This window comes from Photobacterium sp. S4TG1 (assembly GCF_036040035.1).
In the GTDB taxonomy this organism is placed as follows: domain Bacteria; phylum Pseudomonadota; class Gammaproteobacteria; order Enterobacterales; family Vibrionaceae; genus Photobacterium.
The window spans coordinates 1-25990 of sequence record NZ_JAYXUH010000003.1 but is presented as its reverse complement, the minus strand read 5'-3'; the positions used below and the strand labels follow the sequence as shown (position 1 = coordinate 25990).

Genomic DNA, 25990 nt, shown 5'->3' with positions numbered 1-25990 from the left:
GCCTGCAGACACTTGATATACTCAATACATCAGTATTTTAGCTATAAGGGAACTCTCCCATGGAAAAAAGCCATTTTTTTGCGCATCTTGCTCGAATGCGTTTAATTCAACGCTGGCCACTCATGCGTTGTGTTGAAACTGAAAATATCTCAGAGCACAGTCTTCAAGTTGCTTTTGTCGCTCATGCTCTGGCACTGATTAAAAACCGTAAATTTGGCGGCAATGTTAATCCGGAACGTATCGCATTATTAGGTATGTTTCATGATGTCAGTGAGGTGATCACGGGGGATATGCCAACCCCGATAAAATACTTTAACCCTACCATTGCTGAAGAATACAAAAAGATCGAACTCACTGCTGAACAAAAATTACTGTCGATGCTACCTGAAGAATTTCATGATGATTATGCACCGTTAGTTGATAGCCACAAATTAGATCCTGAAAATGCCGCTATCGTAAAACAAGCCGATACTTTATGTGCTTACCTCAAGTGTTTAGAAGAATTAAGTGCGGGTAATCATGAATTCACTAAAGCAAAAAAACGCCTTGAAGAAACCTTAGCTGAACGCCGCACTCCAGAAATGGACTATTTTCTTAGCACCTTTGCCGATAGCTTTAATTTAACGTTAGATGAGATCAGCTAATGACAGCCTTTATTATTGATCCTTGCTGGCAACAACGTCATAGCGATGAACAAAAAATGCGTCGTGATGATCATCGCTCGGCTTACCAACGTGATCGTGCTCGAATTTTACACTCAGCCGCATTTCGTCGCCTGCAAGCAAAAACTCAAGTTCACGGTGCGGGTAATCACGATTTCTACCGCACCCGTTTAACTCACTCTCTTGAAGCCTCACAAATCGGCACTGGCATTGTGGCGCAGCTAAAATTAAAACAGCCCCAATTCCATTCATTACTCTCATCAACCAGTTTGATGGAGAGCCTTTGTCTGGCGCATGATATTGGTCATCCTCCCTTTGGTCATGGTGGTGAAGTTGCATTAAATTATATGATGCGCAATCACGGTGGCTTTGAAGGCAACGCACAAACCTTCCGTATCGTTACTTTACTGGAACCCTACACTGAACATTACGGCATGAACCTCTCTCGCCGTACACTATTAGGGCTACTTAAATACCCAGCATTACTGAGCCAAACAACAGCAGCAGAACGCGCTGCGGATGTGATGAACTTTCGTCATTTAAAAGCCAAACAATGGCACCCAGCAAAAGGGATTTATGATGATGACGAAACCGTCTTTGATTGGGTATTAGCGCCACTGTCAGTCAATGATAAGCAATTATTTCAGCAAATGCGCAACCATACACCATTGCCACAGCAACATAATAAAACCCGTTTTAAGTCACTTGATTGTTCAATCATGGAATTAGCCGATGATATTGCTTATGGTGTACATGATCTTGAAGATGCCATCGTGATGGGGATTGTTAATCGCGATCAATGGCAAGAAGCTGTCGCCTCTAAAATTGCAGAATGTGGTGATCCATGGCTAGAGCAACGAATTGGTGAGATCAGTGAACATATGTTTGCGAGTCATCATCAACGTAAAGATGCGATTGGCGCACTCGTTAATGCCCTACTAACTTCTATCAGTATCGCGCCAACGATTCAAGATGGTTTGCACAGTTTTGAAGAGCCATTATTAAAGTGGAATGCTTTTTTATCACATCCAATGGAAAATGCATTAAATGTACTGAAGCAGTTTGTTAGTGATTATGTGGTTAAAAAGCCTGAAATTCAGCTATTAGAATATAAAGGCCAGCAATTAATCATGGAATTATTTGATGCGTTTGCGTCAGATCCCGAACGTTTATTGCCAGAAGCGACGCGTAAGCATTGGCAACATGCGGTAGATAAAGGCGACAATGAGATGCGAATCATCGCTGATTATATTTCAGGTATGACTGATGGCTTTTCGCAGCGGCTGTACAATACTCTCTTTCAACCATCGATTACCTTGGAGATAGGTAACGAAGGACATGGGGTTTAGAGGGTCGAGGGTCGAGGGTCGAGGGTCGAGGGTCGAGGGTCGAGGGTCGAGGGTTGGTATTCTCAATACCCTTAACTCATAGTCAAGTACCAAAAAGAGAGTGTGTGTCCGAAATTCTCGTTACTTGCTTCTGCTTTTTCTCGTCCCTGCTCTCCCTATATTCTGCTCTTCCTCGCCACTCGTCCCTTCTTCTCACAAATAATTCTTCTCAAACACCCCTTGAGGCATTTGCTTAATCTGAAAATCTATCATGTGATTAAAAGTGGTTAGCAACGGCGCAAACTTATCAGTATCAGCTTCAAACGCAGATAGGGCTAAATAGCCAGCCTCTACCGTTGATACGCCCTGCTCTTTGGGTGATTTGCGAATGCGATAATTGCCATTGTCAGCATTATCTAAATTAACTAACGGCAAATGGTGTAAATTGGTTGCCAATAGCCACATTTTATACGCTTTTTTCCACGTGCCATCTAATAAAATAACCGTCTGTAAACGTTGCTTCTTTGCTGCCGCAGCAACACTCGATACCGGTACCGAACCTTCACCAGGATAGACGACATACACATCACGTTCAGGATCAGCCAGTAAGCTATTAAGTTCATCATTATTCGAAAAATCTTCTCCAACCCAAAGTCGGCTATTTGGTAGAGAAAGTGATAATATTCTTGCTGTACCTATCGCACGTTTGATTTCAGATGGATGCTGTAGGATCCAGATTTCCGTTGTTGCTGTGATGTTTTCAATCCAGTGGCAAATACAGGCTTTTTTTGCCTTACCACAGTATTCACAATACCGACTCATTGAGGTTGCCTTGTCTATTCGCAATTACATTATTATCGCATTAATTATAGGGATTATTGCTCAAATCCCCCAACTACAGCCACTGTTAGTATGGGATCGCCAAGCGATACTTAATGGCGAGATATGGCGGATCCTAACAGGAAATATTACCCATACCAATTGGATTCACCTCGCTATGAATGCGGGTGCATTTATTATTATCAGCTTTATTTTCCGCGCCCATTTTACAGCGCGATATTATAGCTTATTAATTTTAAGCCTCAGTACCATTATAGGTTTAGGGCTCTTTGCCACACAGATTACCTGGTATGCAGGATTTTCAGGTGTATTACATGGTTTATTTGCATGGGGAGCGATGCGTGACATTCAAACCAAAACCAAAGGTGGTTGGTTGTTATTCGTTGGGCTCATTGCAAAGATAGGTTGGGAACAATGTTTTGGCGGCTCAGCAAGTTCAGCCGAACTCATTGGGGTACAAGTCGCAACCCAAGCCCATTTAATTGGTGCGATATCAGGTGCAATTATCGCGCTTATCACAACACCTAAAGCTAAATAATATTCAATAAAAACGACAGGCGCTGGTGGCCTGTCGCGATAGATAAAACCTACATAATTGATCACTACAATTTAATTCGATTACGGTTTTTATCGACGGTTGACACACCAATACCTTTAACTTTTGCAAGATCATCAGCAGAAGCAAACTTGCCATACTTAATACGATATTGAATGATATTTTCAGCTTTATCCGGCCCTATTCCCACTAATAATTTATCAAGCTGTTCTGCATTGGCATCATTAATATTCACAATAATATCAAGGCCTTTATGCTGATCAGGATTGGCATAACTTACAGGGGCTAATACTAATGTTCCCGCTACAACGATAGCTTTAAACAACTGATATTTTATTGTCATGTTCATTCTATTCCTTTTGAAAGTGAATACGAATAATATGCAATAAAATTCTCATTGTAATAATAATGGCTATTTTATAGTTAAAAAAAAGACGGGTCGCACAAGACGACCCGTCTGTTTACATTACAGTTTCAATTAATCTTTCGATGCGTCTTGCATTGGGTAGCTAATCTCAGCTGATTCACGCAATGTTTTTAGCGTCGCAGCAAGATCTTCTTGAGCAAACATCTGCCCAATTTGCTCTGCAAACTGACCATTTACTTTTTCGCCAGCTAACTTCATGTTCACAACTTTATCAAGTGCAATGATTTCAACGTTACCGTTGTTATCACGAGCCATACCATAAGTTGCTTTACCAGCGGTTGGTTTAGGTAAACCAAATGCGACATTTGAAATATTTGCATTTGGACCTGAACGGTTAATTGTTTGTTCGCCAGAGAAGCTTAGACCGTCTTTAGCAACAATATCATTCTTACCTTTACGTAAGTCAGCAATGATCTCATCAGCTTTAGCTTGTGCTTGTTGTTCACCTTTTTGGTTCGCAACCAATGCATTTACTTTAGCAGCAACCTCTTTAAACGGTAATACTGCTTCAGCACGCGCATCATCAACACGTACAACAACCACATGCTCAGGACCCACTTCAATCACGTCAGAGTTCATACCATCATCATGAACTTCAGGGCTCTGTAGTGTTTCTTGAACTTGTTTATTAGCCAACACGCCTTTTTCAGCCGCTGGGGTGATGTAACCGGTGTTAACAATCTTAGCGTTAACAGCTTCAGCCGCTGCATCTAATGAATCTGGTGATTCAAACGCAACTTCTGCTAGCTTACTTTTCAGCTTATAGAACTCGTCAGCTGATTGCTGTTGTTGTAATTCAGCAACAATTTTTGCTTTAACATCAGCAAACGGTTTTACTTTTCCAGGTTTAATCCCATCAAGTAAAATAATGTGGTAGCCAAATGATGACTTCACAAGGCCAGACATATCACCAGGCTTAGCAAGGGCAAAAGCTTCTTGCTCAAATGCAGGATCCATTGTGCCTTTAGTGAACCACTCTAATTTACCACCGTTTTTAGCACTGAAAGTATCATCAGATGATTGCTTAGCAACTTCAGCAAAGTTAGCGCCACTCTGTAGCTTCGCAAGTAATGCTTCAGCTTTCGCTTTTGCAGCGGTTGTATCACCATTAATTAAGATGTGGCTAACTTCACGCTCTTCAGCAGAACTAAACTTAGCTTGGTTATCTTTGTAGTACGTTTCAGCAGCTTGCTCTGATATTTTAATATCTTTAGTTAAACCCTTATCTGATAGCTCAACGTAAGATACTTTGATCTGTGCTGGTCGCGTAAACAAATTCGGGTTTTGATCGTAAAAATCTTGCGCTTCTTTCTCTGTTACTTTTACTTTTTGAGTAAAGTCAGCAAGGTTTAGCGTTAATGTACGAACAACACGTTGTTGTGATTCAAGCTTACGTAGCTCATCAGCTTCATCAGCTAACACAAAGTCACTGCCTTGAAGTGCTGAAAGGAATTGCTGACGTAGCATATCTTTACGGATCGTTTCTGCAAACTGATCAGGTGTAAAGCCAGCACGACGTAATGCCATGTTATATTGCTCGTTATTGAATACACCATCAACGGCAAATGCGGGCATCGCTAGAATTTCTTGTTTTACTTGTGCATCGCTAACACTAAGACCAAGTTTATTCGCACGTTGTTGAATAAGTTCATCATTAACCATACGATCTAAAACACTTTGACGGAACTGCTTCACATAAGCAGGATCACTCATCAAGGTTGAAAAATAATCGCCCATACGCTGCTGCATACGGTTACGTTCATTTTGATAAACTTGCTCAAACTGACGTTGGCTAATATCTTTACCATTAATCTTTGCTGCAACTTGCTCATTTCCACTCGCCAGATAACTGCCGACGCCAGCAAATACAAAAGATAAAATAATTAGGCTTAGAATAATCTTAACCCAGATGCTGTTAGCGCCTTCGCGCAATCGCTCCATCATAATCTGCCGTCTCTCCTACTGTTCGATCTGGCTCGGTTTCGAACTACTATCAAATTAATGCACACTGCTACTGACATCACCATGATGACCGCACCATACTATTTACTACATGTTATATAACACCAACTGAATAGCTACTGCTATATCGATACCCTTGTTTTAATTAACTTAGCTTTATCAATATAGATAACCTGTGACCGATAAGCCACATACAGCACTGAGAATTGTTACATAAACGCAATTAAACAACGCTATGATGAATATCTCACTGGATATTTGTCGTAGTCTGTTGCTATGAGGCTATTTATAAGTAAAAAAAACGCATCAACCGATGCGCTTTGATTGTACCGAGTCAGTATACCCTTTCCGGTAGCAATTTTTAAGCCATGAAAACATGACAATATAATGGCTCAACAGCCATAATTGTTTAGTTTACAGAATCTTTAAGCGCTTTACCTGGTTTGAAACCAGGAACTTTTGCAGCTGCGATTTGAATTTCTGCACCAGTTTGTGGGTTACGACCAGTACGGGCTGCGCGCTCACGAACAGAAAAAGTACCAAAACCAACTAATGCAACTTGATCACCGCTTTTTAGGGTTTCAGTTACAGTTTCAATTAATGCGTCAAGAGCACGGCCAGCAGATGCTTTAGAAATATCAGCACTTTCTGCGATTTTATCAACTAGTTGAGTTTTGTTCACAATTAGATCCTCTGAATGAACCTTGATTACCACGCGATAGTTAAGTCAGTATTCGCGTCAAAGGTAATCAAGTAAAAAACATTATTACTTTGATAATTCATTTTAAATAACTATCAAGGCTTAAAATTAGTTCGCATATTGCGGATTAGATGTACCTTATAGCCACACAAAAAAACGCTGACAAGTTTTTTAATCTTGAAAGCGTTTTTTCTTTAACTAATTTAGCTCTAGGTCACTATTTTGTACATTGACTAGCTCAATGCCTGTTGGATTATTTTGTAATGCCAACATTAGCACTTCATCAATCCAACGAACTGGACGCACTTCCAAATCAGCAATCACATTCTCTGGAATCTCTTCTAGATCACGCTCATTTTCTTTTGGAATTAATACCGTCTTAATGCCACCACGGTGTGCTGCAAGCAGTTTCTCTTTCAAGCCACCAATCGGTAATACTTCACCACGTAACGTGATTTCACCTGTCATCGCAACGTCAGCACGCACAGGGTTACCTGTTAAGCTTGATACCAAGGCTGTACACATAGCGATACCCGCACTTGGGCCATCTTTTGGTGTAGCACCTTCAGGCACGTGAACATGAATATCACGTTTTTCGTAGAAATCACTCGCAATGCCTAAACGTTCAGCACGACTACGTACCACTGTCATTGCCGCTTGAATAGACTCTTGCATTACATCACCTAAAGAACCTGTGTATGTAAGCTTACCTTTGCCCGGCATAGATTCAGTTTCGATAGTTAATAAATCACCACCAACTTCTGTCCATGCAAGACCTGTCACTTGACCGACTCGGTTACTTTCGTCAGCTTTGCCATAATCACAACGCTGTACACCTAAGTAATCTTTAAGGTTATCTTGGCTAATCGATACGTGCTTAATGTCTTTGTTTAATAAAATTTCTTTCACTGCCTTGCGGCATAGTTTAGAAATTTCACGCTCAAGACTACGTACACCCGCTTCACGAGTGTAGTAACGAATAATCCCCATTAATGCTGAGTCTTCAATCGTTAACTCGCTAGGTTTTAGTCCGTTACGCTCAATCTGCTTCTCAAGTAAGTGATTTTTCGCAATGTTCAGTTTTTCATCTTCGGTATAACCAGAAAGACGAATCACTTCCATACGATCAAGTAGTGGCCCTGGAATATTCATTGAGTTCGAAGTAGCAACAAACATGACATCAGATAAGTCGTAATCAACTTCTAAGTAATGATCGTTAAATGAACTATTTTGCTCAGGATCTAAAACTTCTAGTAATGCAGAAGCAGGATCGCCACGCATATCAGATGACATTTTGTCAATTTCATCTAATAGGAATAGTGGGTTTTTCACTTCCACTTTCGCCATCTTCTGAATCAACTTACCCGGCATTGAACCAATGTAAGTGCGGCGATGACCACGGATTTCTGCTTCATCACGTACACCACCTAATGCCATACGCACGTACTTACGTCCCGTTGCGGCAGCAATAGATTGACCTAGCGAAGTTTTACCCACACCAGGAGGACCAACAAGGCAAAGGATTGGACCTTTAAGCTTGTTTACACGGCTTTGAACGGCGAGGTATTCAAGAATACGTTCTTTAACACGATCTAAACCATAATGGTCAGCATTAAGAATCTCTTCAGCTTTAGCTAAATTCTTCTTCACTTTAGAGCGCTTATGCCAAGGTACGCTTAACATCCAATCGATGTAGCTACGAACAACCGTTGCTTCTGCTGACATCGGTGACATCATTTTCAGCTTTTGTAGTTCTTGCTCAGTTTTCTCTCGCGCTTCTGCTGGCATCTTTGAAGCTTCAATTTTTAGCTTTAATGCTTCAAATTCATCCGGCGCATCATCTAGCTCACCCAGTTCTTTCTGGATAGCTTTCATCTGTTCGTTAAGATAGTACTCGCGCTGACTTTTCTCCATCTGCTTTTTAACGCGTCCACGGATACGTTTTTCAACTTGCAGCAGATCGATTTCAGACTCCATCATTGCCATCAAGAACTCTAAACGTTCTGTGATCTCAACAATTTCAAGCACTTTTTGCTTATCAGCTAATTTTAATGGCATGTGCGCTGCGATGGTATCAGCCAAACGCGCAGCATCATCAATGCCATTTAATGATGTTAGAACTTCAGGTGGGATTTTTTTATTAAGCTTGATGAAGCCTTCAAACTGGCTTATCGCGGTTCGAACAAGTACTTCTTGCTCACGCTCATCCATTTCTGGCGTAACCAAAAACTCAGCATTAGCCGTAAAAAACTCATCATCAGCCAGATCTTCAACTTTGGCACGTTGTTGGCCTTCAACCAACACTTTGACCGTACCATCAGGTAGTTTCAATAACTGCAGAATCGTTGCAACGGTACCAACATCATAAAGATCAGTGATCGACGGTTCGTCTGTGGCTGCTTCTTTTTGAGCGACCAACAGAATCTGTTTATTGTTTTCCATTGCCGACTCAAGGCAACGAATTGATTTTTCCCGGCCCACAAACAATGGAATAACCATATGAGGGTATACCACTACATCACGTAGAGGTAGAACCGGGATCTCAAGGCGCTCAGAACGCTCCAGGTTCATATTCTTCTCTCTTCCTGTCCATACTAATCGTATTAAATAACTCGACTGGATACAGCATAGTTACTTAATACGATTAGAGTTAGCTTATATTGAGTATATGGGGGTGAAGCATCAAGTTTCAATGTATGAAATGTCAGAAAATAAAAAAGGAGGCAAAAGCCTCCTTTTTTTTAGCTTTTATGTGCAGATATTGAGCACTTACTCAGCACTTGCCGCTTCTTGTGGTTCTGTATTTTCGAAAATCAGTAATGGTTCTGACTCACCGTTAATTACAGACTCATCAATCACAACTTTACTCACACTTTCTAGAGACGGAAGCTCATACATAGTATCAAGTAATACTGCTTCAACAATAGAACGTAGGCCACGAGCACCTGTTTTACGATCCATCGCTTTTTTAGCAATAGCAATCAACGCATCATCACGGAATTCTAATTCAACGTTTTCAAGCGCTAGTAATGCTGCATACTGCTTAGTAAGGGCATTCTTAGGCTCACGTAGAATTTGAACTAATGCATTTTGGTCAAGTTCACCAAGTGTTGCAGTAACAGGTAGACGACCGATGAATTCAGGAATCAAACCATACTTCACCAAATCTTGTGGTTCAACTTTCTTAAACAAATCACTTAGTGTATCTGTTTGATCTTTTGAACGAACATCAGCAGCAAAACCGATGCCTGTACCTGTTGCTACACGTTGCTCAACAACTTTATCAAGGCCTGCAAATGCACCACCACAGATAAATAGGATCTTAGAAGTATCAACTTGTAAGAACTCTTGTTGAGGATGCTTACGACCACCTTGCGGCGGAACAGAAGCAACAGTACCTTCGATTAGCTTCAACAATGCTTGCTGAACGCCTTCACCCGATACGTCACGTGTAATTGATGGATTATCTGACTTACGTGAAATCTTATCGATTTCATCGATGTATACAATGCCGCGTTCAGCCTTGGCTACGTCGTAATCACATTTTTGTAGCAACTTTTGAATGATGTTTTCAACGTCTTCACCAACATAACCAGCTTCAGTTAATGTTGTTGCGTCAGCCATTGTAAATGGAACATCAAGCATACGCGCTAGTGTCTCAGCTAATAATGTTTTACCACTACCAGTTGGACCAATAAGTAGGATGTTACTCTTACCTAATTCAACGCCATCACTATTCTTATCGCCATTACGTAGACGCTTATAGTGATTGTATACAGCAACAGCCAACACTTTTTTAGCGTGTGATTGACCGATGACATAATCATCTAAGTTGTTACGAATTTGTTGTGGTGTCGGCAGCTCGTCGCTATCGCTTTTCGTCATCACTTCTTTGATTTCTTCGCGAATAATGTCGTTGCATAAATCAACGCACTCATCACAAATATAAACAGAAGGACCGGCAATTAGCTTGCGAACTTCATGCTGACTTTTGCCACAGAAAGAGCAGTAAAGTAGTTTGCTACTACTCCCCTCTTTTCGCTTATCTGTCATTCGCTAACCTCTTTATTGGGGTATCCCATCATTGTCTTGTCTTGAGTGTATAACAAGTCGACTTATTTTGCTTTACTAAACCCGCATCGCGAATTGCAAAATAAAACAGTTTAGTCACGCTTACTCAATACAGCATCAACAAGACCGTACTCTACTGCCTGATCTGCAGACATAAAGTTATCACGATCTGTATCACGCTCAATAATTTCTAATGGTTGACCAGTATGTTCAGCCAATAGTCCATTCAAACGTTGTTTAATCGTTAGAATTTCTTGTGCATGGATTTGAATGTCCGATGCTTGACCTTGGAAGCCACCAAGTGGTTGGTGGATCATGACGCGAGAGTTAGGTAGACAATAACGCTTACCTTGAGCACCACCAGCCAATAGGAATGCACCCATTGAACATGCTTGGCCCATACATACAGTACTTACATTTGGTTTAATAAACTGCATGGTGTCATAGATTGACATACCCGCAGTGACTGAACCGCCTGGAGAGTTAATGTAAAGGAAAATGTCTTTGTCTGGGTTCTCTGACTCCAAAAATAGCAGCTGGGCTACAACTAAGTTAGCCATATGATCTTCAACCTGACCGGTTAAGAAAATCACACGCTCTTTTAGGAGACGGGAATAAATATCGTAAGAACGCTCACCACGAGAAGTCTGCTCGACCACCATCGGTACCAGCGCATCCATAATCGGTGACATGCCGTTTTGTGCTTGGTAGCTCATAATCTTATTTCCCTAAAATAAATGGCCCGAATGAAAATATTCACACGGACCATTGTTAGCAGAAGACTTGAGAGAATGTCAAATCTCTACAGCAATTTCAGTAAATTAAGCAGCAGGATTCATTAGATCGTTGAAGCTAACTTCTTTATCTGAAACCTGAGCTTTAGCTAGAAGAGCGTCAATTGCTTGCTCTTCTAGAGCAACGTTGCGCATATTGTTCATTAGCTGCTCGTTGCTTGCGTAGTATTTAACTACTTCAGTTGGATCTTCGTATGCAGAAGCCATTTCAGCGATGATTGCGTTAACACGCTCTTCGTCTGCTGTTAGTTCTTCAGCTTTAATTACTTCACCAACTAATAGACCAACAACTACACGACGCTTAGCTTGCTCTTCGAACAATTCACGTGGTAGTTCAGGCATGTTCTTAGCATCGCCGCCAAAACGTTGTGCTGCTTGCTTACGTAGTGCTTCGATTTCTTGATCGATAAGCGCTGCAGGAACAGTGATATCGTTTTGCTCAACAAGACCGTTAAGAACTTGATCTTTAATGCGACCTTTAACAGCTTGCTTAAGCTCACGTTCCATGTTCTTACGAACTTCAGTCTTAAGACCTTCAACAGAACCGTCTTCAACACCAAACTTAGCAACAAACTCTTCAGTTAGTTCAGGTAGCTGTTGTGCTTCAACTTTGTGAAGAGTGATAGCAAACACTGCTGACTTACCTTTTAGGTTTTCTGCATGGTATTCTTCAGGGAAAGTTACTTCTACAGTAAACTCTTCGCCTGCTTTATGACCAACAACACCTTCTTCGAAACCAGGGATCATACGACCTTGGCCCATAGCAAGTGCGAAACCTTCAGCTTTACCGCCGTCGAATTCTTCGCCATCGATAGTACCAACGAAATCGATAGTTACACGGCTATCTGCGTCAGCAGCTGCTTCAACGTCAGTCCAAGTAGCTTGTTGCTTACGTAGTGTATCTAGCATGCCGTCAACGTCAGCGTCAGTTACAGTAACAACTGGCTTCTCAACAACAACTTTGTCTAGACCAACTAGTTCGATTTCAGGGAAAACTTCAAAAGAAGCTTTAAATACTAGATCTTTGCCTTCAGCCATTTCTACTGGAGTAAAAGTTGGCGCACCTGCTGGATTGATCTTTTCTTTAACGATAGCTTCGATAAAGTGGCGGTGCATTACTTCACCTAGGATGTCTTGACGAACAGAAGCGCCAAACATTTTAGCAACCATCTTCATTGGTGCTTTACCTGGGCGGAAACCGTCGAAACGACGAGTTTTAGCAATCTTACGTAGTTCAGCAGCAACAGCATCTTCGATGTTTGCAGCAGGAACTGTAATAGTTAGGTGGCGTTCTAGACCTTCAGTGGTTTCAACGGTAACTTGCATTATATTTAACCTCAAAACTTACTCAGCTTTTTCTGAGTGGTGTTGCCGAACAGCCATTTACTGACGGTGGCATCCTTTCATGTTACAGCTCGAAAACCATAACGCCTAAATTCTTTCTTCAAGATTCTGAGAGTAGATAGCCTACTTAACAGAGCGCGCTATTATAACGACACGTAAGCGTGACGTCGAGGTAGATACCTTTAAACGCGAACGATCTCTTTAACTGCCTTACAAGATAGGGGCTAGAAATATCATTTCAAGGGGAAAAATGAAAATAATCGCTTTAAAACCATTTTTTTTGGTTCAAATGTCGGAAAAACGAGCTAATTAGAAAAAATTTCAGCAATGATGTAACGGAAAAATAGACTTAGAGATAGAAGTAATAATAAACAGAAGAGAGATGATGAAACAGAGAAATGACACAAGAAATAAGAGAAGAGATGGTACGCCCTGCAGGATTCGAACCTGCGACCACATCCTTAGAAGGGACGTGCTCTATCCAGCTGAGCTAAGGGCGCATCATGGTGTAGCAAGAAGCTACGAAGCAGGATTATACGTAGCTAAAAGGTAAGGTCAATCCCTTTACTCTATTTTTCCTATTTCAAGCGGCTAACTGGTTAAAGATACAACAAAAACGTCATTTCCAGAGTGTGATTTAAAGCAAACAGCACTAAAGCCTCCCCCTCGACTCTCAACGATTATTTCTTCTTATGATTTTCTTTTTATGCATTACAGCCTACTCTCGCCTTAAATCTTGATTCAATTTCAATATATTATCAAATAGCAATCGTTTGCTTAATGGTAATTAGCTTGGTTATCTGCCACAATATCAGCGTTGATACGTTAACCAACACAACAAAGGATCACCATGAGCGCTCAAATTATTGATGGGAAAATCATCTCCCAAACTGTGCGACAAGAAGTTGCAGCAAGAGTAAAAGCACGCACCGATGCCGGATTACGCGCACCGGGATTAGCGGTTGTTCTCGTAGGTCAAGATCCAGCCTCGCAAATTTACGTTGGTAGTAAACGCAAAGCATGTGAAGAAGTTGGCTTTATTTCAAAATCCTATGATTTACCCAGTACGGCATCTGAGCAGCAACTACTCGATTTGATTGATGAGCTCAATCAAGATTCCACAATGGACGGTATTCTGGTGCAATTGCCACTACCTGCAGGTATGGATAGCACACGAATTCTTGAACGCATCGATCCAGAAAAAGATGTTGATGGATTCCACCCTTATAATGTTGGCCGTCTTAGCCAGCGTATTCCAAAATTACGTTCATGCACGCCTAAAGGCATCATTACACTATTAGAACGTTACAATATAGAAGTGCGTGGTAAGCATGCGGTGATCGTTGGTGCTTCAAACATTGTTGGACGCCCAATGACATTAGAATTATTACTCGCAGGCGCAACAACAACAACCTGCCATCGCTTTACACAAGATCTTGAAGGTCATATTCGCCAAGCAGATATTTTAGTGGTTGCAGTAGGCAAACCTAATTTTATACCGGGTAATTGGATAAAAGAGGGAGCAACAGTCATTGATGTAGGTATTAATCGCCTTGAAAATGGCAAATTATGTGGTGATGTTGAATTTGATGTTGCTTGTCAGCGCGCAAAGCATATTACTCCGGTCCCAGGAGGCGTTGGGCCAATGACAGTCGCAACTTTAATTGAAAATACGCTGCTAGCCTGTGAGCAATACCATTCGGCATAAACACACCGATGAACAACAGTCACTGATGATGGAATATACAAAAAGCGAGTAGCCAAATACTCGCTTTTTTGTTGCTGTTATGCTTTGTTTTTTACTAAATCGGTATTTTCCACGCTGACTTTTACTTGTTTACCAAGCAAATTAATCAGCATAAATGACCGTTTTTCACCATCCGGTTCATGATAAATAGCATCAAGACCTTTAAATTTACCTTGTTCTAAAATTAATTTATCACCCTGCTGAGGTAATGACTCAAACATATCTTTATATGAATCATTATCTTCATTGAGCATTAAATTATAAACAAGTTCTTCGCTAACAATTTGCGGCATTGCCCCCTGACGAATAAAGTCTGCAACCCCACGTGTTGAGCGTACTGTCGTAAAACTTAATTGTTCGGGATCAAAGGTAACAAAAACATAGCTTGGAAATAACGGTTCATAGCATTCACAACGTTTACCACGAACAATTTTTTCTACCACTACTTGAGGGTAATAACACTCTGCCCCTTGACGATCAAGATTGATCACTGCGCGTTCTTGTTCACTACGCTTACAATAAAGTAGATACCAATCTTTCATTATCAACCCCAATAAAATCTTAACTTTTATTAGTATATACAAAATTAATACTGATTTATATCTCTCACTATTCACTCTGTTTAGAGGATAACTCACTGCCTTTATATTCTACCATGGCATGCTTTTACGATATTATTGGCTAATATTTACCGTTTCAATTGTAACATATGTGAATATTCTCAACTGGTGATATAAGCAACCAATATGAACCTTGAAAACAATACAAAAAACTAATTTTCAATTATAGAATAGTGTAAGATACAGCTTTAAAGAATGAAATTTGATTTTTCATAACTGATCGTTAAATATACAATCACTTATTTATCAAATGTTTATAATGTTTTATGATTGTTTATTAAATGTAAAAACTTGCAGTTAAATATATTGTGCTTTATAAACCTACATGAATGAGCAAACACACACTAATTAAAATAAAATAGAGAATCCTATGAGTCATAATAGTAGTGGTACCCTTCTGGGCCACCCAAAAGGCTTGTTCCTTTTATTTGGAACAGAGCTATGGGAACGCTTTTCTTATTACGCAATGCGAGCAATTCTGGTTTTATATCTAACAGATAAAACCATTAATGGCGGTCTTGGGTGGACCACGGAAGAAGCGCTTAACTTATACGGTATCTACACTGGCTTAGTTTACTTTACACCTCTTATTGGTGGTTGGATTGCCGACAACATTTTAGGTCAACGTCGCTCCATTATTATTGGTGGCGTATTGATGGCCATAGGTCAATTTACACTAGCATTACCTCATAGTGTTGTAGATCCTCATGCTGTTACTGCTTTCTATATCGGCTTAGCCTTCCTTATTGTAGGTAACGGTCTATTTAAACCAAATATTTCAACCATGGTAGGTGATTTATATCCTGCAGGTGATAACCGTCGTGACGGTGCCTTCACTATTTTCTACATGGGTATTAACATTGGTTCACTACTAGCAGGTGTTATTGCCGGTACTGCATCAGCTGTCTATGGCTGGAAAGCAGGCTTCCTATGCGCAGGTGTAGGTATGTTAATGAGTTTATTAATTCAAGTTTTCTTTGCTCAACGTTATCTTGGTGATATCGGTACGGTACCAGCCGCAGTACGTGATGCAGAAAAAAATGCGAGTGGTAAAAAAGAGCCACTAACTAAGATTGAACGCGATCGTTTAAAAGTAATTTTAGTTATGTGTACTTTTGTTATCGTATTCTGGGCAGGCTTTGAACAAGCCGGCGGTCTGATGAATATTTACTCTCAAGAATACACTAACCGTATGATTGGTGATTTTGAAGTACCAGCAGCATGGTTCCAATCACTAAACCCATTCTTCATTATTCTATGTGCACCATTACTTGCTGCGCTATGGGTAAAAATGGGCAAAAGCGAGCCAAATTCACCGGTTAAATTTGCTTTAGCGATGTTCTCTCTTGCGCTGGGTTTTGCTTGTATGATCGGTGCTGCGCTAGAACAAAATGGTGATGTAACGGTTAAAACATCAATGATGTGGTTAGTCGGAGCGTACTTCTTCCATACTATTGGTGAGTTATGCCTATCACCCATTGGTCTATCAATGGTAACTAAATTAGCGCCACTACGTCTTGCATCATTAATGATGGGCGCATGGTTTGGTGCTAACGCAATCGCAAACTACATCGCAGGTGTTGTTGGTGCAAGTATCGGTCAAGCAGGTCCATTAGCGATCTTCTCTGGTATTGCGATCACTGCGGTTGTTGCAGGCGTATTACTATTGTTATTCTCTAACAAGCTAATCTCATGGATGCACGGTGCTGAAGGCGCTGTAGATGATGATGACAGCGAAATTAAACCACAACCAGCAAATGCTTAATTGTGATATAGAATAAACAAAGGGGGATGCAATGCATCCCCCCTTTTTTTGTCTGCCATTTAGTATTATCGGGTTATATTACCGTTTCGAAATTAACACTAAAATTAACATGCTCAATATCACAAAGAGATAATCGTCCCCCAACATCTGACATAGGTAAGATAATAAGTGGATTATCACAAGCTTTATCACCTAACCACTGCCCTGCGGTTATCATTGCGCATTGCTCACCGACTTGTAACTTTCCGCCAAGCCCCGCTGCAATAAGATGTAATTGCTTCTCTGCTAAATTAAACACACCAAATAAGCCTTTCACTGGCGTCGCATAACCAGAGTACTGTAAACCTAACTCAATTTGAGTCACTAAGTGCTGCACACTACTTAGATAATTGCCTTGCTGGCGTAAAAAATCGTTAAAACATGCTCTAATTAATAATGCCGTTGCCGTACTATTTTCACCGCCAGAACTGGTATCTACCATATAGAATGCCAATTGACCGTCAATTAACCAGATATAATCAAAGATGACAGGTGAGATCTCTGCCGCTTGTAAAGCCCTGTAACTTAGCTTCCAGCGTCCGCAGCGAGATTGAAGATCAGGCATTAACCCCATTAATAATTCACGAGCAGCCTGAGGATTATTTTTTAATTCTGAAATATGCCATTGCAGTTCTTCTTCAACTAGCCCCGAATCATCACCATCGATAATCCAGCGCTGAGAAAAATCCTGTTGCTTTTGTCGTGCGCTATCTTGCAATTTTAATACAGAGATAATCGATGACTTCAGCACCATAATATTATCAATGGGTTTTATTAAAAAGTCCTTAACTCCTAAGCGTAATGCTTGAGCGACGTCGGTCATATTACCAGTCCCCGAGATCACTATAACGGGTATCATTGGGTATTGTAGTGCGACTTCTTCTACGAACTCCATACCTGTCATAACGGGCATCGACAAATCACATAATAATAAATCTGGGATCTCGTCTTTTAGGGCTCTTAATCCAATCAGACCATCTTCAGCTTCTCGTACCTGACATTCTTGGCTCTTTAAAAAGCCAACAAGCATGGTGCGAAACACAGGATCGTCTTCTACGATAAGTATGTTTTTCCCTTTAAGCAAAAGTATCTCCTTTTTCATGACTACGTCTATGAGTGTATAAGCTAAAGTTAGCAACACCAACTGCGATCACCAAATTTTATGATGCAGTTATAATTCTAGAACCTACGCTTACTCCGCATAAGAAGCAATTAACAGTCCATAGCAGTTTATATTTACCACTAAAATATTTGCTATCTGAAATATTTAATTTATAAATAGAGAGGCATTTAAACACTGTCAAAAAATTATCAAAAATTCATCGCAGACCAATAAAGGCAGCGCTTAACATATTTTTATTTAAAATACACAACAAAAAGGGGTGATTTTGACTCGTTTTGTTATACAATTATCCACTATGAGTTTTCACAAATGACTTTGATATGAAACTTGACGATCTAAACCTATTCCGCATGGTTGTGGAGAATGGTAGCTATACAGCAGCATCACGCAAAACTCAGGTACCGGTTGCGACGCTAACCCGCCGTATTCAAGCGCTTGAAGAAGGGCTAAACATTCGCCTTTTAAACCGTCATGCTCGTAAGCTATCGCTAACAGAAGCTGGTCAGAAATTTTATCAAGACTGTGCTCCATTATTACAACAGCTACTTGATACGACTGAACATATCAGTGAAGAGTGTAAAGGCGCTGCTGGTAAATTACGAATCGCTGCACCAACGAATATCACTAAGGTGATGTTACAGCCATTGTTAACTGCATTTATGCAAGAACATCCGGCGATCAGCATTCAGTTATTTATGAGCAATGAACCCGATCAACTTGATCCAACAGATTGGGATGTTATGTTCCGTGTTGGCCCTCAACGAGATTCAACTCTTATTGCACGTCGCATTAACGAAGTAAAAGATATTCTAGTCGCAAGTCCTGATTATCTTAAGAAAAACCCAGAACCTAAGCATGCTCAGGATCTCCATGAACATACGCTATTAAAAGGTAATCCGCTGTTACGCTGGCGTTTAACCAACCAAAATGGCGAAACGGTTACAATTAACGAGCGCGCACGCTTTGAAGCAAGTGAACTCAATGTGATCCGTAAAGCATGTAGTGCAGGTCTTGGTATTACGCTTATGCCAAACGTAATGTTAGAAAAATACATTGCAGCTGGTGATGTGGTACAAGTCCTTAAAAACTGGTCAGCGAACCCACGTGACGTATATTTGATTTATAACCACCGTGATTACCAACCAGAAAAACTACGTCTATTTATTGATTTTGCAAGCCATTACTTTGACCTTGAAAAACACTAAATAGCATTAGTACAAAAAACAGAGAAAAATGCCGCCAAATAATTAGGAGCGGCATTTTCATTTGTTGTTATTCATTACTGCTCTACCCATGATCGCTGTGCTTTGCATTTCGTTATCATCACCCTACTACTGTTGTTTTCATCATATTGTATTCGTCTCACTTTCCCAACACACAACAGATTTAACCAGCACAACTTGTATCACCAAAACATACATTAACGACAAACACTCCAATAAAAAAGCGATGGGTATTAATCCATCGCTTTATCGTGCTACCTTACTGTCATTGAGTGAATAACATTACATTCCTTCGTTATGCAGTTCGAGGTTCGCTAAATCTTGTTGTAATTCAGACTGTAATTTTGAGTCTTCGTTACGTAATGCATCAAGGTAATCAAGGTATTGTTGATCAACATCACCAGTGACATAACTACCATTAAATACTGATGTTTCAAACAGCGTAATATCAGGATTTCCTTCAGCGACAGCGGCAACCAAATCAGTTAAATCTTGAAAAATCAGACCATCAGCACCAATCAATTTACCAATTTCATCGACTTCACGACCATGGGCAATTAACTCATTGGCACTTGGCATATCAATACCATAGACATTAGGGAAGCGAACTTCTGGCGCAGCTGATGCTAAATAGACTTTATTCGCTCCCGCATCACGAGCCATCTCAATGATCTGCTCAGAGGTAGTACCACGAACAATCGAGTCATCCACCAGCAATACGTTTTTATCTTTAAATTCAGAACGAATCGCATTTAACTTACGGCGCACTGATTGACGACGCATCTGCTGGCCGGGCATGATAAAGGTACGACCAACATATCTATTTTTAACAAACCCTTGGCGATAAGGCTTATCCAACGTACGTGCGATTTCTAGCGCACTATCACACGATGTCTCAGGAATAGGGATCACCACATCAATATCAATGTCAGCCCACTCACGCTTGATTTTTTCACCCAGTTTAGTCCCCATAGCTAAACGTGCGCCATACACTGACACTTTATCGATAAAGGAATCGGGGCGAGCAAAATAGACAAACTCAAACACACATGGATTAAGCTGTGGGTTAAGTGCACATTGCTGTGTGTAAAGCTCACCATTAAAGGTAATATAGATCGCTTCACCCGGTGAAACATCACGCATAAAATCAAAGCCAACCGCATCCAATGCTACTGATTCTGACGCAACCATATATTCAATTTGGCCATTTTCTTCACGCTTACCTAAACACAATGGGCGAATACCATTAGGATCACGAAAAGCAATTAAGCCATGACCAATCACTAAAGCAACAACGGCATAAGCACCTCTTACAATGTTATGAACATCGCTGACTGCTTTAAAGACATCATTGGGACTAATTGGATAACTTTGGCTCTGTGCTAATTGGTTCGCTAGCACATTCAGTAAAATTTCCGAATCAGAGGTTGTATTAACATGGCGTTTTGTTTGCTCAAATAAGGTTTCTCGAATATCTGCAGCATTGGTTAAATTACCGTTATGCGCTAAAGAAATACCATAGGGAGAGTTAACATAAAACGGCTGTGCTTCTGAAACACTAGAACTTCCTGCTGTTGGGTAACGTACATGTCCAATACCCACATTACCTTGTAAGCGCTGCATGTGTTTAGCTTCAAAGACATCACGAACTAAACCATTCGCTTTACGCAGACGGAAACGATTGCTTTCTAAGGTACAAATACCCGCAGCATCTTGGCCGCGATGCTGTAACACTGTAAGTGCATCATAGATAGACTGGTTTACCGGGGTAGATCCCACGATTCCAACAATACCACACATTCCCTTAATCCTCGTTCTGCATAAAATAACAGCTGCTAACATTATTATTTATAACAATAATGTCAGCAACTGCAGTTAATCTTGCACTATTTAATGCTATGTAAAAAACTAGAGCTTTCTTTGATGTATTCAAAGAACCATTCTATTACTGCACCAAATTGAGGTATTAACTCAGATTTCTTCCACCACTCTGAGCTAGATAACCCGGTAAAGGTGTCAATAAAGAACAATACCGCAGCGACAATCAGCACACCACGAACCGCACCAAAAACAACCCCTAAAACACGATCAGTGCCAGACAAACCGGTTTTTTGTACTAATTGACCGATGACATAGTTCACCACCGCACCGACAATCAGTGTCGCAACAAACAGCACGGCAATCGCACTACCATTACGCAACATCTTGTCACTAAAGTTAGTAAAATAAACCGCCAACTCAGTATAAAAATTACTTGCGACAAAAAACGCAGTAAACCAAATCACTAATGACAGTGCTTCTTTAACAAAACCACGGACCAAGCTCACCATTGCTGAGAAGCAGATCACGCCCAGTATTACATAATCAATCCAGATCATTTTTGTTATTGCTCGTTTTGTTGATGGGTATTCTAACAGAAAAAACGCTTACGCAAACGTTTACCTAAGGATTTATTGCATCAAATCGGTTCAATTTACCATTTAGACCCGTAATTTTTTTCAATTCTGCAATTTGACCAGCTAGCTTCGCTTTTGATACATCAGGACCAACAACGACCTTTACATATTGGCCAGGTTTAGCATTACGCGGAATTAATTGTGCTTGATAACCATTCAAACGCAATTTTGCAATTAAGGCATTGGCATTATCAAAATTACCAAACGTACCCATTTTAATCACCCATGCAGAACTTGTTGTTGGCGGTTTTTTTACAACAGGTTTTGGCTTTTCTACCGGTTTTACAACAGGCTTAACAGTAACTGTTTTTTCAACCACAGGCTGTGGTTCTGCTGATGGTTGATTATCAGATTCAATGGTATAGGTTTCATCACCAGATGAGGTTGACGTTTGTGTATCCGTCGTTGCAACAACAGGCTCTTGAGGCAACACCACATTCGCATCTTCAGGCTCAGGAATAGTTTTGGCTTCGCTTTCTCCTCCCATTTTGGGTTGTAAAGGAATACTCGCAAATTCTTCTTTATAATGTTCTTTCTTACCATCGAAAAAATCGGGAAGAAAAATAACGCCTACCGCGACTAAAATAATGGTTCCAATTAGTCGATTTTGAAATTGACTCGCCACAATGACTCCTGTTGGTATCTAAAACGAGAACACTGCACAATCACAATGCGCTCTCTTCACGTTCTACAACTTTAAATGAGTAGTTATTTGACCGACAGTGTAAAACGAGCCAAACACGATTACCACATCGTCAGGTGCTGCTTGTGTTAGCGCTTGGTCAAATGCTAATTCTGGGCACTCAAATCCACGACAACCTGTTGGTAAATGCAACAAAATCTCATCCGCGACAGCAGCACGCGGCCCTTTCAATGAAGCAGGATACCAATAATCAACACTGCCACACATCGCAGCAACAGTAGCGGCAATGTCTTTATCATGTAGCATTGCAACCACAGCATGGACTTTGTTTTTACTTTCTTTCGCTTTGATAGTGGCAAGCTGAGTCGCAAAATATTGCGCAGAATGTGGATTATGAGCCACATCCATAATAATTAATGGCTGCTCACTCACCCGCTGCATTCGCCCAGGTAAACGTGCATTATGTAACCCATCAACAATATTCTGATCGCTAATATCAAGTTCAGTAACTGACAATGCCATTAACGCAGTCGCTGCATTAGGCAAAGGTAGTTGAGGTAAGGGTAAGTCTGTCAAAGAAAAAGCACCAGCTTGCCACTGCCAACGATCACCCTCAACATGATAATCAAATTGATAACCGACCTGATAAAGTTCAGCACCAATATCATCAGCATGTGCTGGCACCGTTGCTGGCGGATGTGGCTGCCCACAAATTGCAGGTTTACCACTACGGAAAATACCCGCTTTTTCATAACCAATAACATCAATGTTGTCACCGAGCCAATCAACATGATCAATGGCTAAACTGGTGATCACACATACGTCATGATCCACAATATTGGTCGCGTCTAAACGGCCGCCTAAACCGACTTCTAATACCACAACATCAACTTGATGCTGTTTAAATAATGTCAGCGCAGATAACGTACCAAACTCAAACAAGCTTAAACTGGTTTCACCTCGTGCCGCTTCCACACTGGCAAATGCTTGGCAATGCTCACTATCATCAAGTTCTTGGTTGTTGATTCGTACACGTTCGTTATAACGGACTAAGTGAGGCGAACTATAAACACCAACCTTGTATCCCGCAGCTAAAAGAATGGCTTCAAGCATGGCGCAGGTTGAGCCTTTACCATTGGTTCCAGCAACGGTGATAACACACGGAGCAGGCTTGATAAGATCGGCACGTTGCGCGACTAAGCGAACACGATCAAGTCCCAAATCAATGGCGCTAGTATGAAGTTGTTCAAGATATTTTAGCCATGTTGAAAGCGCGGCTGTCGCTTGAGGAGGAGTCAATCCTGACATTGAAATCATTCACTTGTAGTAACGAACTGAACCATTAATTTACCACCGAACGCTAAAGAACTTAATCATCAAGGGTAATAAATTGCAGATTCAGCCTAGAAAAAAAATGCCACACTAATAAAAATCAATTAGAGTGGCATTTATTAACATTAATCGTTGTCGTTACCAATGGTAAACCACACTCGATTAAAGAGAATATTAGTCTTCTTTTTCTGCATCATCGGCAACAGGTTGTGGCTCAGGCTTACTATCAACAGACACAACCAATGGTGATGCTTGGTTAGTCATTTTAGCCATTAGGCCCGCGATACGTTGACGCATTTCACGGCGGTCAACAATCATGTCGATCGCACCATGTTCAAGCAAAAATTCACTACGTTGAAAACCTTCAGGTAGCTTTTCACGTACCGTTTGCTCAATAACACGTTGGCCTGCAAAGCCAATCAGTGCTTTTGGCTCACCAATATTAATATCACCAAGCATTGCAAGAGAAGCTGAAACGCCGCCCATTGTTGGATCCGTTAATACAGAGAAGAACGGTAAACCTTTTGCAGATAAACGCTCTAAAGCAGCACTGGTTTTTGCCATTTGCATTAATGACATCAGTGCTTCTTGCATACGTGCGCCGCCACTGGCTGAGAAACACACCAATGGACAGTTCTTTTCAATAGCTGAATCAACTGCACGTACAAATTTAGCACCAACAACTGATCCCATTGAGCCGCCCATAAAAGAGAATTCAAAGGCACAGGCAACAACAGGTAAACCAAGTAACTCACCATTCATCGCAACCAAAGCATCTTTCTCGCCAGTTGCTTTTTGAGCAGCGTATAAACGATCTTTGTATTTCTTAGAGTCACGGAATTTAAGCTTATCTTGTGGCTCTAATTCTGCTGCGATTTCCACTTGCGTATCAGCATCAAGAAATGTTTCAAGACGACGACGTGCTTTCATACGCATGTGATGGTCACATTTAGGGCAAACTTCAAGATTGCGCTCGAGATCAGCGTGATACAGTACCTGATCACAAGACGTACATTTCGTCCAGACACCTTCAGGGATTGATACCTTACGCGAAGATACGATGTTACTTTTCGTTAGAATCTTTTCAAGCCAGCTCATGAATGACCTTTCTTTTTTATTCTTCCGCCTAGAGTGACCGAAGAGACAAATTCATTAAATATTATCTACGATTAAAACATAATCTTATTAATCTGTAGATAAAAAACTGGTATTACCTTTATAAGTCACTATGACATTTTGGAATAAAAACATCAATAAGCGTTAGAAACAGTCATAATATGGTGAATTATACATCAACTATTTAGCCTGCATTAACGCCATCACTTACAAAAATAATGGACCCAGAGCCGAACGCGGCAAATTATATTCTGCAGGATAATCAACATCGACTAAATACAAACCTGCAGATTTTGCTGTTGGTCCCGCAATTCGACGATCTTTTTGTTCAAGTACCCACTTGATCCAATCAGGCTGTTTCTCACCTTTACCCACTTTAATTAAGCTACCTGCAATGTTACGCACCATATGATGCACAAACGCATTCGCTTTAATGTCGATAACGATAAAGTCACCTTGACGCGTCACGGTTAAATGCTCTAATCGACGCCACGGGCTGCGTGATTGACATTGGGTTGCACGAAATGAAGTATAGTCATGTTCGCCAATTAAATATTGAGCAGCTTCATGCATTTTCGCTTCATCAAGATGGCCATGGTAATGGCTAACACCATGTTGAAAAATAGCCGGACGCACAGCATGATTATAGATAACGTAACGATAACGACGCGCTGTCGCTGAAAAACGCGCATGGAAATCTTCAGTAACTTCATGTGCCCAACGCACGGCAATATCTTTAGGAAGGTATGCATTCACGCCCATAGTCCAGGCAGCCATTTTACGTTCAATATCAACATCGAAGTGAACCACTTGTCCGGTACCATGAACACCAGTATCGGTACGCCCAGCGCAAAAAACAGCAATCGGCTGATTAGCAATGTGTGACAACGCTTTTTCTAAACGCTCTTGAACACTATCCACATCGACTTGACGCTGCCAACCACAATATTTAGCACCATCGTATTCTATACCTAACGCTATTCGCATAATCTCACTTCGACTTAATTCAACATAAACACACAGGCGATGTTATTTAAGCGCCTGTTCAAAACAGAGGGTGAAGTATAGGGGATTTCGAAGGGTGAGGAAAGTAGGGACGAGGAAGAGCTAAAGATATCGAGTTTAGAGATTATTAGTGTCGAGACAGCCCAATATACGTCATCCCGAAAGTTGATGCGCGAAGCTATTCGGGATCTACTCACCACGTGCTTGAGCTTAAAAGAAACCAGTGAAAATAATAAC

The 25990-nt window shown here is 40.8% G+C and carries 22 protein-coding genes and 1 tRNA gene; 6 read left to right on the top strand and 17 right to left on the bottom strand.

Features of this window, described 5'->3' with window-relative positions:
• The first annotated feature begins 59 nt into the window (after window positions 1-59).
• Both yfbR and VXS03_RS05770 read left to right on the top strand, forming a co-directional pair.
• Complete coding sequence (yfbR, locus tag VXS03_RS05775) at window positions 60-644, top strand: 5'-deoxynucleotidase (RefSeq protein WP_327762514.1); 585 nt, start codon at window positions 60-62, stop codon at window positions 642-644.
• The gene (locus tag VXS03_RS05770; protein WP_327762513.1) at window positions 644-2011 is read left to right on the top strand and encodes an anti-phage deoxyguanosine triphosphatase; all 1368 of its coding nucleotides are present in this window, start codon (window positions 644-646) and stop codon (window positions 2009-2011) included. The genes yfbR and VXS03_RS05770 overlap by 1 nt, the downstream gene beginning before the upstream one ends.
• 192 nt (window positions 2012-2203) lie before the next feature.
• Here VXS03_RS05770 and VXS03_RS05765 read toward each other — a convergent pair whose 3' ends face one another.
• Window positions 2204-2812: a tRNA-uridine aminocarboxypropyltransferase gene (locus VXS03_RS05765; protein WP_327762511.1), complete on the bottom strand. Its 609-nt coding sequence runs from the start codon at window positions 2810-2812 to the stop codon at window positions 2204-2206.
• A gap of 10 nt (window positions 2813-2822) precedes the next feature.
• On the opposite strand from VXS03_RS05765, the gene rrtA reads away from it, so the two are divergent.
• Entirely contained in the window at window positions 2823-3368 is a 546-nt protein-coding gene (gene rrtA, locus VXS03_RS05760; protein WP_327762510.1) for a rhombosortase, read from the top strand.
• 64 nt (window positions 3369-3432) lie between these two features.
• Here the strand turns inward: rrtA and VXS03_RS05755 are convergent, their stop codons facing one another.
• The 8 genes from VXS03_RS05755 to VXS03_RS05720 all read right to left on the bottom strand — a co-directional run bounded on the left by VXS03_RS05755 (window position 3433) and on the right by VXS03_RS05720 (window position 13184).
• Window positions 3433-3735: a ComEA family DNA-binding protein gene (locus VXS03_RS05755; RefSeq protein ID WP_442957423.1), complete on the bottom strand. Its 303-nt coding sequence runs from the start codon at window positions 3733-3735 to the stop codon at window positions 3433-3435.
• 129 nt (window positions 3736-3864) lie between these two features.
• A complete protein-coding gene (gene ppiD / locus VXS03_RS05750) occupies window positions 3865-5757 on the bottom strand; it encodes a peptidylprolyl isomerase (RefSeq protein ID WP_327762507.1) in 1893 nt (630 codons plus the stop codon).
• 427 nt (window positions 5758-6184) lie between these two features.
• Entirely contained in the window at window positions 6185-6457 is a 273-nt protein-coding gene (hupB, locus tag VXS03_RS05745) for a nucleoid-associated protein HU-beta (protein ID WP_297478300.1), read from the bottom strand.
• 216 nt (window positions 6458-6673) lie between these two features.
• A complete protein-coding gene (lon, locus tag VXS03_RS05740; RefSeq protein WP_327762506.1) occupies window positions 6674-9046 on the bottom strand; it encodes an endopeptidase La in 2373 nt (790 codons plus the stop codon).
• Window positions 9047-9244: 198 nt separating this feature from the next.
• Window positions 9245-10528 (bottom strand): ATP-dependent protease ATP-binding subunit ClpX, encoded by a 1284-nt coding sequence (gene clpX, locus VXS03_RS05735; protein WP_327762505.1) that lies wholly within the window; start codon window positions 10526-10528, stop codon window positions 9245-9247.
• Window positions 10529-10638: 110 nt separating this feature from the next.
• Window positions 10639-11262, bottom strand: coding sequence for an ATP-dependent Clp endopeptidase proteolytic subunit ClpP (clpP, locus tag VXS03_RS05730; protein WP_080157990.1), 624 nt, complete (start codon window positions 11260-11262; stop codon window positions 10639-10641).
• A 105-nt stretch (window positions 11263-11367) separates the two neighbouring features.
• Window positions 11368-12666 carry a trigger factor gene (tig, locus tag VXS03_RS05725; protein ID WP_327762504.1) on the bottom strand — a complete coding sequence of 433 codons (1299 nt, stop codon included), beginning with the start codon at window positions 12664-12666 and terminating at the stop codon, window positions 11368-11370.
• Between the two features lie 441 nt (window positions 12667-13107).
• Window positions 13108-13184: transfer RNA gene (locus VXS03_RS05720), tRNA-Arg, on the bottom strand.
• A 350-nt stretch (window positions 13185-13534) separates the two neighbouring features.
• On the opposite strand from VXS03_RS05720, the gene folD reads away from it, so the two are divergent.
• The gene (gene folD / locus VXS03_RS05715; RefSeq protein ID WP_327762503.1) at window positions 13535-14392 is read left to right on the top strand and encodes a bifunctional methylenetetrahydrofolate dehydrogenase/methenyltetrahydrofolate cyclohydrolase FolD; all 858 of its coding nucleotides are present in this window, start codon (window positions 13535-13537) and stop codon (window positions 14390-14392) included.
• A gap of 77 nt (window positions 14393-14469) precedes the next feature.
• On the opposite strand, the gene rfaH is transcribed toward folD, so the two are convergent.
• Complete coding sequence (gene rfaH / locus VXS03_RS05710) at window positions 14470-14973, bottom strand: transcription/translation regulatory transformer protein RfaH (RefSeq protein ID WP_327762502.1); 504 nt, start codon at window positions 14971-14973, stop codon at window positions 14470-14472.
• 448 nt (window positions 14974-15421) lie between these two features.
• Here rfaH and VXS03_RS05705 point away from each other — a divergent pair, with 448 nt between their 5' ends.
• Entirely contained in the window at window positions 15422-16816 is a 1395-nt protein-coding gene (locus VXS03_RS05705; protein ID WP_327762501.1) for a peptide MFS transporter, read from the top strand.
• 73 nt (window positions 16817-16889) lie between these two features.
• Here VXS03_RS05705 and VXS03_RS05700 read toward each other — a convergent pair whose 3' ends face one another.
• On the bottom strand, window positions 16890-17957 hold the full coding sequence (locus tag VXS03_RS05700; protein WP_327762499.1) for a response regulator: 1068 nt from the start codon (window positions 17955-17957) through the stop codon (window positions 16890-16892).
• Window positions 17958-18298: 341 nt separating this feature from the next.
• Here VXS03_RS05700 and VXS03_RS05695 point away from each other — a divergent pair, with 341 nt between their 5' ends.
• The gene (locus tag VXS03_RS05695; protein WP_045035700.1) at window positions 18299-19183 is read left to right on the top strand and encodes a LysR family transcriptional regulator; all 885 of its coding nucleotides are present in this window, start codon (window positions 18299-18301) and stop codon (window positions 19181-19183) included.
• Window positions 19184-19483: 300 nt separating this feature from the next.
• Here VXS03_RS05695 and purF read toward each other — a convergent pair whose 3' ends face one another.
• From purF to truA, 6 genes are all read right to left on the bottom strand, one after another.
• On the bottom strand, window positions 19484-21001 hold the full coding sequence (gene purF / locus VXS03_RS05690; protein WP_327762497.1) for an amidophosphoribosyltransferase: 1518 nt from the start codon (window positions 20999-21001) through the stop codon (window positions 19484-19486).
• A gap of 86 nt (window positions 21002-21087) precedes the next feature.
• A complete protein-coding gene (gene cvpA, locus VXS03_RS05685) occupies window positions 21088-21579 on the bottom strand; it encodes a colicin V production protein (RefSeq protein ID WP_327762496.1) in 492 nt (163 codons plus the stop codon).
• Between the two features lie 64 nt (window positions 21580-21643).
• Window positions 21644-22282, bottom strand: a complete 639-nt coding sequence (gene dedD, locus VXS03_RS05680) for a cell division protein DedD (RefSeq protein ID WP_327762495.1) — start codon at window positions 22280-22282, stop codon at window positions 21644-21646.
• Window positions 22283-22345: 63 nt separating this feature from the next.
• Window positions 22346-23608, bottom strand: coding sequence for a bifunctional tetrahydrofolate synthase/dihydrofolate synthase (gene folC, locus VXS03_RS05675; protein WP_327762494.1), 1263 nt, complete (start codon window positions 23606-23608; stop codon window positions 22346-22348).
• A gap of 198 nt (window positions 23609-23806) precedes the next feature.
• Window positions 23807-24730: an acetyl-CoA carboxylase, carboxyltransferase subunit beta gene (gene accD, locus VXS03_RS05670; protein ID WP_327762493.1), complete on the bottom strand. Its 924-nt coding sequence runs from the start codon at window positions 24728-24730 to the stop codon at window positions 23807-23809.
• A 225-nt stretch (window positions 24731-24955) separates the two neighbouring features.
• Entirely contained in the window at window positions 24956-25735 is a 780-nt protein-coding gene (truA, locus tag VXS03_RS05665; protein WP_327762491.1) for a tRNA pseudouridine(38-40) synthase TruA, read from the bottom strand.
• Between the last annotated feature and the right edge of the window lie 255 nt (window positions 25736-25990).